The 13,476-nt window shown below is 64.7% G+C and carries 11 protein-coding genes and 2 pseudogenes; 9 read left to right on the plus strand and 4 right to left on the minus strand.

Features of this window, described 5'->3' with window-relative positions:
- Positions 1-987 precede the first annotated feature (987 nt).
- From AOT87_RS11145 to AOT87_RS11155, 3 genes and pseudogenes are all read left to right on the plus strand, one after another.
- Positions 988-1,593 (plus strand): hypothetical protein, encoded by a 606-nt coding sequence (locus AOT87_RS11145; protein ID WP_057968923.1) that lies wholly within the window; start codon positions 988-990, stop codon positions 1,591-1,593.
- A gap of 38 nt (positions 1,594-1,631) precedes the next feature.
- Positions 1,632-2,455 (plus strand): annotated as a pseudogene (locus AOT87_RS11150) (3-methyladenine DNA glycosylase).
- A 92-nt stretch (positions 2,456-2,547) separates the two neighbouring features.
- Positions 2,548-3,876, plus strand: a complete 1,329-nt coding sequence (locus tag AOT87_RS11155) for an HNH endonuclease signature motif containing protein (RefSeq protein WP_057968921.1) — start codon at positions 2,548-2,550, stop codon at positions 3,874-3,876.
- Here AOT87_RS11155 and AOT87_RS11160 read toward each other — a convergent pair.
- Positions 3,873-4,571: a class I SAM-dependent methyltransferase gene (locus AOT87_RS11160; RefSeq protein WP_057968922.1), complete on the minus strand. Its 699-nt coding sequence runs from the start codon at positions 4,569-4,571 to the stop codon at positions 3,873-3,875. The genes AOT87_RS11155 and AOT87_RS11160 overlap by 4 nt on opposite strands.
- A 317-nt stretch (positions 4,572-4,888) precedes the next feature.
- Here AOT87_RS11160 and AOT87_RS11165 point away from each other — a divergent pair, with 317 nt between their 5' ends.
- Genes AOT87_RS11165 through AOT87_RS11185 form a run of 5 tightly spaced genes read left to right on the plus strand, consistent with a single transcriptional unit; the run spans position 4,889 to position 10,020 of the window.
- The gene (locus AOT87_RS11165; RefSeq protein WP_057968975.1) at positions 4,889-5,917 is read left to right on the plus strand and encodes a hypothetical protein; all 1,029 of its coding nucleotides are present in this window, start codon (positions 4,889-4,891) and stop codon (positions 5,915-5,917) included.
- Positions 5,917-6,564: a DUF4129 domain-containing protein gene (locus AOT87_RS11170; RefSeq protein WP_057968976.1), complete on the plus strand. Its 648-nt coding sequence runs from the start codon at positions 5,917-5,919 to the stop codon at positions 6,562-6,564. The genes AOT87_RS11165 and AOT87_RS11170 overlap by 1 nt, the downstream gene beginning before the upstream one ends.
- Complete coding sequence (locus AOT87_RS11175; protein ID WP_057968977.1) at positions 6,561-7,700, plus strand: DUF4350 domain-containing protein; 1,140 nt, start codon at positions 6,561-6,563, stop codon at positions 7,698-7,700. The genes AOT87_RS11170 and AOT87_RS11175 overlap by 4 nt, the downstream gene beginning before the upstream one ends.
- Positions 7,697-8,671, plus strand: a complete 975-nt coding sequence (locus tag AOT87_RS11180) for a MoxR family ATPase (RefSeq protein ID WP_057968978.1) — start codon at positions 7,697-7,699, stop codon at positions 8,669-8,671. Before AOT87_RS11175 ends, AOT87_RS11180 begins: the two co-directional genes overlap by 4 nt.
- Positions 8,671-10,020 carry a DUF58 domain-containing protein gene (locus tag AOT87_RS11185; protein WP_057968979.1) on the plus strand — a complete coding sequence of 450 codons (1,350 nt, stop codon included), beginning with the start codon at positions 8,671-8,673 and terminating at the stop codon, positions 10,018-10,020. Before AOT87_RS11180 ends, AOT87_RS11185 begins: the two co-directional genes overlap by 1 nt.
- Positions 10,021-10,023: 3 nt before the next feature.
- On the opposite strand, the gene AOT87_RS11190 is transcribed toward AOT87_RS11185, so the two are convergent.
- Complete coding sequence (locus tag AOT87_RS11190; RefSeq protein WP_057968980.1) at positions 10,024-11,016, minus strand: stage II sporulation protein M; 993 nt, start codon at positions 11,014-11,016, stop codon at positions 10,024-10,026.
- A gap of 125 nt (positions 11,017-11,141) precedes the next feature.
- Between AOT87_RS11190 and AOT87_RS29320 the strand changes: the two are divergent.
- Positions 11,142-11,414: pseudogene (locus AOT87_RS29320) on the plus strand (RDD family protein); the annotation flags it as partial.
- A gap of 368 nt (positions 11,415-11,782) precedes the next feature.
- Here the strand turns inward: AOT87_RS29320 and AOT87_RS11200 are convergent.
- Both AOT87_RS11200 and AOT87_RS11205 read right to left on the minus strand, forming a co-directional pair.
- On the minus strand, positions 11,783-13,042 hold the full coding sequence (locus AOT87_RS11200) for a cation:proton antiporter (protein WP_057968981.1): 1,260 nt from the start codon (positions 13,040-13,042) through the stop codon (positions 11,783-11,785).
- Positions 13,043-13,046: 4 nt separating this feature from the next.
- The gene (locus AOT87_RS11205; RefSeq protein WP_030095939.1) at positions 13,047-13,421 is read right to left on the minus strand and encodes a hypothetical protein; all 375 of its coding nucleotides are present in this window, start codon (positions 13,419-13,421) and stop codon (positions 13,047-13,049) included.
- Positions 13,422-13,476 lie beyond the last annotated feature (55 nt).

Raw genomic sequence — 13,476 nt, forward strand, 5'->3', positions numbered from 1 at the left:
ACTAGTCTTCTGGACTCTGTGAACAGCAGATTGGTTCACCACCGGCTCGGTTGGATACGTGCAAAGCGGGCCAACCGAGATCTGGCATACCTATGGCTCCAGGCGCAGGGCTCACCACAGCCCGTGACTGAGATTGCGTTAGCGGTGGGTGCAGCCGAGCCAGGGGTCCGCGAGGCCATGCGACGAGACAGCCAATTCACACAGGTGAGGCCTGAAGGAACCTGGGCGCTCACAGACTGGAAGTTGCCCGGAACAGACCGCCGGTATTCCAACGCGCAGGACGTAGTTGAAGAAGTTCTCCGCGAACTAGGCCCAACGAAATTGAACGACCTACGGGCAGAGGTCCTACGCCGATATCCAGTCAGTTCATGGCGGTTCAACCAGTGCCTATCAAACGCCGGCATAGGGCGCGTAAGTGACGGCCGATACGACCTAGCCGAGCGTGGCGCAAAACCGGTAGAAGAAACAGAACCTAAGCGGCCCGGCTACATTCAGGTAAGCGGCCACACAGTCGGGGTGCGATTGACAGTCACCAACGACATGCTTCGCGGTAGCGGAATACTGGTAAGTCGTTGGCTTACATGGTATTTAGGACTCCGAATAGCCCCCATGATGCGCAAGTTCGAATTACGCAATCTCTCTGGCGCGGTAACCATCAAACGCTGTAGCAGCGGCGCACAAATATCCAGTTTGCGCGCCTCGGTTCAGACAATGGGCTTAACTGAGGGCTGCGGCGTCGCATTACTCATTGATACCCAAACCAGCGTTGCTCGACTCCATCATGCCTGTAGTTCCGATAGGTGCCTCGCGTCACGGCCAAACCAGGCGATCCCCTAGAGCCTGAAACCTTTCGTTGCGACGATAGTAACGGCCACAGGCAAGCAGCGGGTCGAGGGTTCGGCGCCGCACAAGCCCCCCAACCACGCGCCCATCCGGCACACTGGCATGGAACGCCATGACCGCAGCCGCGCTAGGACAGATACGCAGATGACGCAACCGCAGTACCCCCACGGCCAGTACCAGCAGCCCCAACAGCAGTTCCCCGGATACCCGCAGCCCGGCCCGTATGGCCAGCCTCCCAGCGGCTACGCCCCCGCTCCCAGGCCTCCCCGGCCGCCGCTGACCCCGCAGCAGAAGGCCCTGGCCGTCGTCGGTGGCTCGCTCGGCATCTTCCTGATCGCCCTGCTGGTACTCGGCCTCACCACCACCAACTCCAGCACCCAGAGCACCCGCACGTCCGCCAACGACCAGATCGTCGACTCGCCCCGCTCCTCCGGCTCCAACAAGGACGAGGACATCAAAGCGATCAAGCAGACCATCTCCGGAATGGCCGATGCCGCCAAGGCCAACGACTTCAAGAAGATGCTCACCTTCTTCTGCGCCAAGTACCGCGAGGCGTTCAAGGACATCGCCGGAAGTGGGCAGGCTCCCGATCTCAACGCCTTGACCAAGGCCGACAATGGCCCTTCGAAGATCACCGGCCTCGATATCGACGGCGACGTCGCCGTCATTCACATCACCGATGCCAAGGGCAAGCACGACATCGAGTTCAAGAAGGAGACCGGCGGCTGGAAGTTCTGCCCGGGGGCCTAGCAGCTCCGCTCGTCCGTGAGTGGACTCCACCGTGGCCGTTGGATATACGCCGAACCCTCGGCATCCACCGGCGCGGTTCGACTGATCCCACGTATCGGGTATCCCCCGGCGGATCCATCACCCGGGCTCCTATACCCCGGATGGCCCTGGGGTACTGACGATCTCACGCGAAGACAAAACTGTCGTCGGCCGGGCCTACGGTGACGGTGCCGGGTGGCTGCTCGATCGCCTGCCACGCCTGTTGGGTGCCGACGACGAACCCGAAGCGCTCACACCCAAACACGAGGTTGTCACCCGGCTGATCCAGGGCGCGAAAGGCATCCGTCTTGGCGCCACCGATCGCGTGTGGGAGGCCCTCGTTCCCGCCGTGCTGGAACAGAAGGTGCCCGGCGCAGAGGCCTGGCGTGCCTGGCGGTATCTCATCAACCGTGTCGGCACCGACATGGGCGACGCCAAGGTTCCACCACCCCAACGAGAATGGCTCGACATCCCGTCGTGGGAGTGGCACAAATCCGGTGCGGAACCGGTCCGCATGCGCACCGTCCGCATCGCTGCCAACATCGACGTGGAAGCCAAGCCAGAGCACCTGACCTCGATCCACGGCATCGGACCGTGGACCGAGGCCGAGGTCCGCAGCCGCGCGCTCGGCGATCCCGACGCCGTGCCCGTCGGGGACTACCACATCGCCGGGCAGGTGGGATTCGCGCTCACCGGCAATAAGACCGATGATGCCGGCATGCTGGAACTTTTAGAACCCTATGCCGGACAACGCTATCGAGTCATTCGACTCATCGAACTCATGGCACCTAAGCCGGAGAGGCGCGGATCCCGGATGCCGGTGCGCGACTACCGCAACTTCTGACATTCGACAAGCGGTTCATCCCACTTGTGAATGGCCATCGTGGTTGTGGATAACCTCGCCCAGCTGTCGGTCGTCATCCATAGCCTTCAAACATGAGTCCAATCGACGATCTACTGGCGACAGCCACCGCTGTCGTCGAGTCGTCGTGTGATGAGCTGAACAATCCCGAGTTGCTCTCCGCACTAAGGCAACTGGAAATTGCACAGCGCAAGATCACCGCGGCCTCACACGCACTCACGGCCCGGCTAGTGGAACGCGGGTCACCGGTCGCGCTGGGCGGTACGACATTCGCAGAAGTACTGGCACGGCACCTCTCGATAAGTACCGCAACCGCTCGGCGCCGCCTCGCCGATGCCGCACATCTCGGCCCGCGGCATTCATTCACCGGCGAGCCCTTACAACCCCTACTCCCACATACCGCCCGCGCATTGCGAGAGGGCCGCATCGGCGACGAGCACGTGCGGATCATCCGCAAGTTCTTCGACGTCTTGCCCGACGCGATCGACGCCGATACCCGCGAGTCTGCCGAGCAGCGATTGGCATCCATGGGAACCGAATTCGGCCCGGAACAACTCCGCGCCGGCGCCGACCGGATCGCGGCTCTGATCAATCCCGACGGACGATTCTCTGACGTCGACCGTGCCCGCATGCGGGGCATATCGATCGGACGCCAGGGAACCGACGGAATGAGCGCCATCAGCGGCCTGCTGGATCCGGAGACGCGCTCCTACCTCGATGCAGTGCTGAGCAAGCTCGCAGCGCCGGGCATGTGCGATCCTCGTGATGAATCTCCCACGACCGAAGGCGAACCCGACGCGGCAGCGGCCGAGCGCGATACACGAACGACCGCCCAGCGAAACCACGACGGACTACGAGCGTGCCTGCGCAGCACCTTGGCCTCGGGAAAACTGGGCTCACATCATGGATTACCCGTCACCGTCGTGGTCTCAACGACGGTGAGCGAGCTGCAGAGGGCAGCCGGTCAGGCGATATCGGGTAGCGGCAACCTAGTGCCCATCCCCGACCTGATCCGGATGGCCGCCCACGCCCTGCATTACCTCGCGATATTCGACGACGACGGCCGCCCGCTCTACCTGGGTCGGTCCAAAAGAATCGCCACCGCCGATCAGCGAATTGTCTTACACGCCAAAGATCGTGGCTGTTCGGCGCCGGGATGCACGGTGCCCGGTTATCTCTGCCAGGTGCATCACGTCGACGATTGGTGCGACGATGGACCCACCGACATCGACAACCTGACCTTCGCCTGCGGCCCGCATCATCGGCTGCTCCAACAGGGCTGGACCACCCGAAAACGCCGCGGTAACGGGGTCACCGAATGGATTCCGCCGCCGCATCTCGATACCGGCCAGTCCCGCACCAACGACTACCACCACCCCGAGCGGTTCGTCCTGGACTTCTAGCCCGCCAGGTGCGCCGAAAGTAGCCACGCCGGCACCGATGACCGGCCGTCGGGCTCGACCTGGTGCCGCGCGAACCCCTGCGCCACACCCGGTTCGAATCCGTTGAAGTTCGCGTAGATCTTGGCGGGGCGGATCTCATCAATGGCCCAGTACTTCGAAACCGCATCCCGCAGTTCATTTTCGGTGACGGCATTGACGGGTGATTCCGCCGGGAACGCGGCGCGATCGAAGACCAGTACGTAGTAGCGTGCGCCCGGCGCCGCGGCACGGACAATCGAACGCTGATAGCCATCGCGTAGCTCGACAGGCATCGAGTGGAACAGCGTCGAATCGATGATGGTGTCGAACCGTCCGTCATATCCCGTGAAGGCTGAGATGTCGGCGACCGCGAAGCTGGCATTGGTCAGGCCGCGTTCGGCCGCATAGCCTTTCGCCAGTTCGATGGCCTTGGGCGCGGAGTCCAGACCTACGGTGGTGTGCCCCACCTCGGCGAGATACAGCGCGGTTGCCGCCTCGCCGCAACCGGCGTCAAGCACCTCCCCGCGCACTTTGCCCTCGGCGATAAGCGTCGCGATCTCGGGCTGTGGTTCACCAATGCTCCACGGCGGCCGGACACCCAGACCGTCGGGACGCTCGCCGCGGTACGCGGCCTCAAACGCGAGATCGAATTCCTGTATGGCGCTCTTCTCAGTCATATCCCCAGAATGTCAATCCGCCTGACATATGTCAAGGGTGTTGACATTAAAATTGGGAGGCAATTGCCAGGAACGCCCTCAGCCGCCAAAATGGAGCAATGAGCAACGACGAGGGGGGCGTCACTCCGTCTCCGCTACCCCCGGGACCCCCACCCGCCTACCCTCCTGCTGCGCCTGGCTATCCACCCGCCCCGGCCTACGGATATCCACCCCCGGGATTCGGATACCAGCCGCCACCCCCTGGGTATCAACCACCACCGCCCGGATACCAGCCGCCACCGCCTGGATATCAGGGGCCGCCGCAGGTTCCCTACTGGGTGACACCTGCGCCACCGGCACTGAAACCCGGCATCATCCCGCTGCGCCCGCTGGATCTGTCCGCGCTGTACAACGGTGCCGTCGCCGCCATTCGCGCCAACCCCAAGGCAACGATCGGTCTCACCGCCGTGGTCGTGGTCATCAGCCAACTACTCACCTTCGCGTTGCAAGCCGGACCCATCCTGGGACTGCTCAGCGGTGTCGGCGGCTTCGACGCGAACAGTGACGACGCGTTCGCCGCCGCATTCGGGATCGGATACTTCGGCGGCGCGGCCATCGGCTACGTGATCACCATGCTGGTCACCATCGTCCTGAGCGGCATGCTGACGGTCACCGTCGGACGCTCCGTATTCGGTGAACACACCACGCCCTCGGCGGCCTGGCAGCGTGCCAAGCCCCGCATCTGGGCGCTCATCGGGTTGGCGTTCCTCTCCGCGCTACTGCTGACCCTGCCTCTCGCGATCGGTATCGCCGGAGTGGTCGGGCTTGCCCTCACCGTCGGCCCGTGGGGCGCGGTACCTGCGGGCTTCGCGCTCGGGTTCGGCTTCCTGGCGCTGTACTTCTATCTCATTCCCGTCTTCGCCCTGGCGTCCCCGGTTTTGATCCTGGAGCGCCAGAGTGTCTTCGGCGCAATCGGCCGATCAATATCTTTGGTACGCAAGGGCTATTGGCGCCTCCTGGGCATCCTGCTGCTCACATCCATCATCGTCGGCATCGTGGCCGGCATCCTGGGAATGCCCTTCAGCCTCGGCGGACAGATCGGCATGGGCCTGGGCTCATCGAATACCAGCAGCACGACAATGCTCCTGGGTCTGGCGCTCACCAGTGTCGGTGTCATCGTCGCCCAGATCATCACGCTGCCGTTCAACGCCGCGGTGAACGTGCTGCTCTACACCGATCAGCGAATGCGCACCGAGGCATTCGATCTCGTGTTGCAAACCGAAACCAGAACGCGCGAGCGCCTCGGACAACCCGGCATCGACCCTGATGCGTTGTGGCTGCCCGCGTATCCCCCGGTTCAGGTGTAATGCCGACCGTCGACATCGACCGCGAATCAGCGGCCGAGGCGGCCCAACACGAACTCGCCAAACCGATCTACGAGCACCCCTCGCCGCTGGATCGTCTGGTCAACTGGATCATCGAACACCTGAACTACCTGGAGTTCCGGGCCAGCGAGGTTCCCGGCGGCTGGTTCACCATCGTCGTCACCGCGCTCATCGTCATCGCCGTCGTGCTGCTGTTGGTGCGCATCGCCCGCCGCGCCATCCGGACCAAGGGCGGCGCGGATTTCGGACTCTTCGAATCAGCTGAGCTCACTGCGGCGGAGCATCGAGCGGCGGCCGAACTTGCCGCATCCCAAGGTGACTGGGCCTCGGCAATCCGGCACCGGCTGCGCGCCGTGGCACGCCAACTCGAAGAACGCACAATCCTCACCCCGGTGCCGGGACGTACCGCCAACGAGCTGGCCGCCGACGCATCACGCGAATTACCCTCACTGGCACCAGAATTCCGATCGAGTGCGGAAATCTTCAATGACGTGAGCTACGGCGAACGCCCCGGCACCGAACAGTCCTATCGCAAGATCGCCGACTTGGACGACCATATCCGCGATGCCCCGGTTCTGTTGACATCCACAGAACCGGGCGCGATGACGGGCTGGGAGGCGGTGCGGTGACCACCAGCACCGCCACCTCTCCCCGCCTCCGGGACCGTTGGCGCACCTGGGCATGGATCCTGACCGCACTGGCCGCCATCGTCGTCACGGGTCTACTGGTCACCAAATCGCCTCGACCCGAGGGCTATCTCGACCCCGAAGCCGTGACCCAGCGGGGCGGGCACGCTCTCGCGCAACTGCTGCGCGACCGAGGTGTCACCGTCACACGCGCCACCACCATCGCCGAGGTCCGTGCCGCGATGCGACCCGACAGCCAGCTCATGGTGCTGGACAATGGGAATCTCACCGACGAGATACTGGACTCTCTGATTGAGATTCCCGGGGATCGCCTCCTGCTGGCACCGTACTCCGCGACCCGTGAGCGGCTGGCCTCGCAGGCACGCATCACCTCATACCAAAGCGATGAGATCGTCGAACCCAACTGCGATCTCCGGGAAGCTCAGCGGGCCGGCACCATTCAGACATACATCGGCCCCACCTACACATTCACCAATCCAGGTCCTGGCCAAATTAGCTGCTACGGCGGCACTCTGCTGCGCTATCCCGAGGGCGCCCGCACCATCACCGTGCTGGGCGATGACACCCTGCTATCCAACCTGCAACTGGCCAAGCAGGGCAATGCGGCATTGGCCATGAATCTGGCCGGCCGCTCCTCGCACCTGGTTTGGTACGTCCCCGAACGGCCGAAGGTGGGCACCAGCGCCCAACCGAAATCGATGGGCGATCTGATCCCCGACCAAGTGAGCATGGCTATTTGGCAGCTCTGCATCGTCGTACTGCTGCTCGCTCTCTGGCGGGGCCGCCGCCTGGGGCCCGTGGTCGCCGAAAAGCTTCCGGTGATCGTGCGCGCTTCGGAAACCACCGAGGGGCGCGGGCGCCTCTACCGGTCGCGCCGTGCCCGCGATCTCGCCGCCGCATCGTTGCGCGAGGCCGCCACCTACCGGATCGTGCGCCGGCTCGGCCTCCCGGTCGACGAGACGCCGCAGGTCGTCACCACCACCGTCGCTTCGCGAATAGGCCGTAACCCCATCGAGATTCACCATGTGCTGTTCGGCCCCGTCCCGTCGGACGACCAACAGCTCACCAATCTGACTCGACAACTGGATCTTCTGGAAAGGCAGGTACGCGAATCGTGACACAGGCAACCACCACCGGGAACTCTGAGGACGCCGCGCGCAATGCCCTGGCCGCGTTACGCGAACAAATCGCCACCGTGGTCGTGGGGCAGGATTCCGTGGTCAGCGGACTGGTCGTCGCGCTCCTGTGCCGCGGGCACGTCCTGTTGGAAGGCGTCCCCGGAGTCGCGAAAACCCTTCTGGTGCGTACGCTCTCGGCGGCGCTGTCCCTGGAGTTCAAGCGGGTGCAGTTCACTCCCGACCTGATGCCGGGTGACGTCACCGGGTCCCTGGTCTACGACGCACGCACCGCGGCATTCGAGTTCCGGGCCGGTCCGGTGTTCACCAATCTGCTACTGGCCGACGAGATCAACCGCACCCCGCCCAAGACGCAGGCGGCACTGCTGGAGGCCATGGAGGAGCGTCAGGTGACGGTCGATGGCACTCCACGACCGCTCCCCAATCCCTTCATCGTCGCCGCGACCCAGAATCCCATCGAATACGAGGGCACCTATCAGCTGCCCGAGGCTCAGTTGGACCGCTTCCTGATGAAGCTCAACGTGTCTCTGCCGGAACGTGATCAGGAGATCGCCATCCTGGAGCGGCATGCGCACGGATTCGACCCCCGCAACCTGTCCCATGTCACTCCGGTCGCCTCTGCCGCCGACCTGGAGGCCGGACGCGCCGCGGTGGGCCGCGTGCTGGTAGCCCCGGAGGTGCTCGCCTACGTGGTCGACGTCATCCGCGCCACCCGCCAGTCGCCCTCGCTGCAGCTGGGCGCCTCCCCGCGCGCGGCGACGGCCCTGCTAGCGACTTCCCGTGCGTGGGCGTGGCTGTCCGGCCGCAACTATGTCACTCCGGACGACGTCAAGGCGATGGCGCGCCCGACGCTGCGCCACCGCATCGGCCTGCGCCCCGAGGCGGAGTTGGAGGGCGCCACCTCGGACCGAGTGCTCGACGGCATCCTCGTCACGGTTCCGGTGCCGCGCTAGTGATTCTCACCGGACGCGCGGGATTGGCGGCGCTGCTCGGCGCGCTGCTGATCCTGGTGTCGCCGTGGCCGGTTCGGCTGTTCTGGCTGCTACTCCTGGCACTCACGGTATTGATCGTCATCGATATCGCCGCCGCCGCCAGCCCGCGCCGTCTCACCTTTGTCCGGTCGGGGCCGGATTCCATCCGGCTTGGTGAATCCGCAGACATCACCCTGCAGATCCAGAATCCGGGCCGCCGGGTACGCGGATGGGTCCGGGACAGTTGGGCACCGAGCATGCGTGCGACACCACGGGCACACCGGTTGAATCTGCGCAATGGCGAACGCACACAGATCGTTACCTCCTTGTACCCCTTACGTCGTGGCGATCACCGGCCGGCCACCGTGACCGTGCGTACGGTGGGACCGCTGGGGCTGGCCGGGCGGCAGGGACGTCACGACGTGCCCTGGCAGCTGCGCGTGCTGCCACCGTTCCTGAGCCGCAAGCATCTGCCGTCCCGCCTCGCCAAACTGCGCGAACTCGAAGGTGCCATCCCTGTGCTCATCCGCGGTCAGGGCACCGAATTCGATTCGCTGCGTGAGTATGTCGTGGGCGATGACGTCCGGTCCATCGACTGGCGTGCCTCCGCCCGGCGCAATGACGTGGTGGTACGCACCTGGCGCCCGGAACGAGACCGCCGCATCCTCGTGGTGCTGGACACCGGTCGCACCTCGGCGGGACGTATCGGCGTCGACCCGACATCGGGCGATCCCTCCGGGTGGCCGCGGTTGGACTGGGCGATGGACGCCGCATTGCTGTTGGTGGCATTGGCATCTCGCGCCGGAGATCGCGTTGACTTCCTGGCGCACGACCGCGCGGTGCGCTCGCAGGTGTCCGGTGCATCGCGCAACGAACTACTTCCGCTGGTGGTCAACGCGATGGCGCCGCTGGAATCCTCGCTTGTTGAATCCGACGCCCGCGATCTCGTGGCCACCATTCGTCGTAAATCCCGCCATCGCTCGCTCATCGTGCTGCTCACCGACCTGAATCCCGAGGCGCTGGAGGAGGGCCTGCTACCGCTGCTTCCCCAGCTGACAAGCCATCACCATCTGCTGGTGGCCGCGGTCAGCGATCCACGTGTCGAGGACATGGTGATGCCCGAGAACTCCACGGGGCCAGGAAATATCAGGTCACTGGACGTCGAGCAGGTCTATGACGCGGCCGCTGCCGAACGTACCCGTGGCGGACGCCGGCGCATCGTCACCTTGTTGCGCCGGCAGGGTGTCGAGGTTGTCGACGCCCCGCCGGATGAGATCGCCCCCGCTCTTGCCGACCGGTATCTATCGTTGAAGGCGTCCGGACGCCTGTAGCGTTCAGGAAGCCGGAGCGTAGTCGGGAGCGTCTTCCATATCGCCGGATTCGTTGGCGGCCACCCCGCGCCGACCGAGAATCACCACATAGGCCAGAAACAGTGACTCCGCGATCACCCCGATTGCCACACGTGCGAATGTCGGCAATGGCGACGGGGTGACCAGCGCCTCGATGAGACCGCTCACCAGCAGTACCCCGACAAGTCCGCCCGCCACCGACATGACGGCGCGGCCCTGCTCGGCCAGCACCTGTCCACGGGGCCGATCGCCGGGGTCAATAACCTTCCATCCCAGGCGCATTCCCGCGCCCGCGGCCAAGAACACCGCCGTGAGCTCCAAGAGACCGTGCGGGAGGATCAGGCCGAAGAACACATCGCCGCGGCCCGCCGCGATCATCAAACCACCGGCCACGCCCACATTCGCCGCATTCATGAACAAGACGAACGGGATGGGAATGCCCAGCAGCACGGCGAAGATGATGCATTGCGCCGCCACCCACGAGTTGTTGATCCACACGTGCAGCGCGAAGGCCGCGGCGGGATGCTCGCTGTAATAGTTTTCGAAGTCCTCGTTTACCAGGTGCGCGATCTCATCGGGTGTTCCGATCACCGATTGCAGCTCGGCTGAGTGCATCACCCAGATGCCGACGGCGACTGCCACCACCATCGAGGCGACCGTCGCGCCCAGCCACCACCGCCAGCTCCGGTAGGCGACCACGGGAAAGGACACCATCCAGAATCGGATGAAGTGACGCCACAGCGGGGCATGCTCTCCCGTGACGGCCGAACGTGCCCGGGCAACCAGGTTGGACAACCGCCCGACCAAAGCCGGATCCCCCGAGGACGACCGCACGGTCGACAGGTGCGTCGACACCCGCTGGTACAGCTCGACCAGCTCATCGATCTCTGGACCGCTCAGGCTGCGCCTGCGCTTGAGCAGCAGCTCCAGCCGGTCCCATGTCCCCCGGTGAGTGGCGACAAATGCGTCCACGTCCATCTGGCAAATACTAGTAGTCTCGAGTGATGTCCGAGTTGGTGACGGGTGACGCGGTTGTCTTGGACGTCAAGGTGGCCCAGCTTCCGGTGCGGGTGGTGTCAGCGTTCATCGACATCTTCGTGCAGGTGATCCTGCTGTATGCCGGAATCTTCGTCGTCGCGTTCTCGCTCTCGCAGTTCGACGAGGCGCTGGCCGGCGCGCTCAGCATCGCCTATTCCGTGCTGGCGCTCGTCGGCTATCCCGTCATCTGGGAGATGTCCACCCGGGGACGCTCGCTGGGCAAGATGGCCATGGGGTTGCGGGTGGTATCCGACGACGGCGGCCCGGAACGCCTGCGGCAAGCCGTCATCCGCGCCCTTGCGGCCGTGGTCGAGATCTTCATGTTCATGGGCGCACCCGCCGTGATCAGCAGCTTGGTGTCGGCCAAGGGTAAACGTCTGGGCGACATCTTCGCTGGCACCATGGTGATCAGCGAGCGTGGTCCTAAACTACCTCCGCCACCGGTGATGCCACCACCGCTGGCCGAATGGGCGCAGACACTACAACTGTCGGGGCTCACCACCGAACAGGCGAATCTTGCCCGCCAATTCCTCAACCGCGCAGGACAATTGGCGCCGCAAACGCGCGACCAGATGCTCTACCAGATCTCCACCGATGTGCTTGCCAGCATCGCACCGCCACCGCCGCCCGGCACACCCCCACAGTTCATGCTGGCCGCGGTGCTCGCCGAACGCCACCTCCGCGCCCTGGAACACATGCAGCCCGCCTACCCTGCGGCGCCGTTGCCTGTCCCGCCGGTGGGCTGGGCCGGACCACCCGCAGCATCGGCAGCGTCAGAACCGTCCGAGCCCCCGCGAGGGCCTTCAGGTTTCGCCACCCCTGGCTGATTCCGGATAGATGTCTTCGCGTAGAGCGAGCCGCCCAGCGTTGCCGCGACGATCGTGACCAGCGCCCCCAAGATGAGTGCCGCGGCCTCACCGTGCAGTAATGATTGTTGCTGTTCGCCGATCGCGGCCGCCGCGATCGGCACGCCGAGCTGAGCCGCCGCCAACGCACCCAGCGATACCGGCTGTCCGAAGATCCGTCCGACCATATGTGCCAAGACGGCCGCGCCACCCAGGCCCAGCCCCAGCAGCATGAGCTTGGGGTTCTCACCGAGCTCGCGCACGTGCAGGGAGGCCCCCAGCCAGACGAAGAACAGTGGCGAGAAGAAGCCTTCGGTGAAGCCGAACAGCTGCTTGGCAAGTCGGCGCGGCTCCCCGATGCCCGCGACGACCAAGCCCAGAGCGAACCCGGCCAACATGATCGACACGTGAGTCTTCACGGCCAGCGCCGCCAGCCCGAAGACGATGGCCAGGCTGATCCGCAGCTCCATGGCCACCCGGCGCTGCTTGGAATAATCGTGGAACCGGTCAAGCTTTCCGGCCCGATCGAGCGCCCGCAGGATCACGAAAACAATGCCCGCGCACGCCGCCACGGCCACCGCACCGACGGCCGCCCTGGGCGCATGCTTGAGGTCGATAACCAAGGGCAACAGAACAATCGATGCGGTATCGGCGATGGCCACCTGCGCGGTGGTGCTCAATACCTTGGGCCCTTCCAGGCTCAGGGAGTCGATGATCGGCAGCACCAGCGCCGCCGAGGAGGACGCGATGAGCACCGCGTACAGCGGTGCATGCCCCGTGTGGAACGCGTTGGCCAGCAGCACTCCCAACACCGCACCGACCGCGCCCACCACGACGGCGCGCAGCGCCGCCTTGGGTAGCGCGGCCACCATTGTCCTATCGCGTATGGGCACATGCGTGCCGGCGACGAACATGACCAGTGCGAATCCGACGTCGGCGAACATCTTGAACGTGGGATCGAACGCATCGATCCAGCCAAACCCGGTGCGTCCGATGATGATTCCGGCGAGCAATTCGCCGATGACAACGGGGATCCGCAGCCGCGTATTGAGCGCGAGCAGCGGTCCCACCATTCCGACGACGACGACGATCGCCAGGGTCGGAAATCCAAATCCGCCCATGGAGCTACTGCCAGGAAGCCAAATGGCAGGGGATATCGGTATTTTCGTCGGATATGTAGCTAGCGCAGACCCGATGGTAGCCGTCGGCGATCTCTAGCCGCGCCCCGGAGCGTGCGTCCCCGCGCACCAACAGGATGGGGGACAACGCCTTGTCCTTGGCGATCTTCGCTAGGTCGCGGGCGACATGAGCGTTGGTCTTGGGAAGCATCTCCAGGTGAGCCGCCCGCAGGATGTCCTTGGCCTTGCGGTACTCCAGCGTCGCGTTGCGCAGCGCCTTCACGGTCCGCTTCACCACATCAGCCTCACCGACGAGCGTCAGGTAATCCACGGCCGCCGCATAGTCGTGGTCCTCGGGTTGTTCCAGCCACTTCACCGTCATGGCGGTCACCCTACGGCGCGTAGCTGGCAGCAGCCCTCGAAATCGTCTCCGAAAG

It is taken from the genome of Mycobacteroides sp. H003, assembly GCF_001440135.1.
In the GTDB taxonomy this organism is placed as follows: domain Bacteria; phylum Actinomycetota; class Actinomycetes; order Mycobacteriales; family Mycobacteriaceae; genus Mycobacterium; species Mycobacterium gwanakae.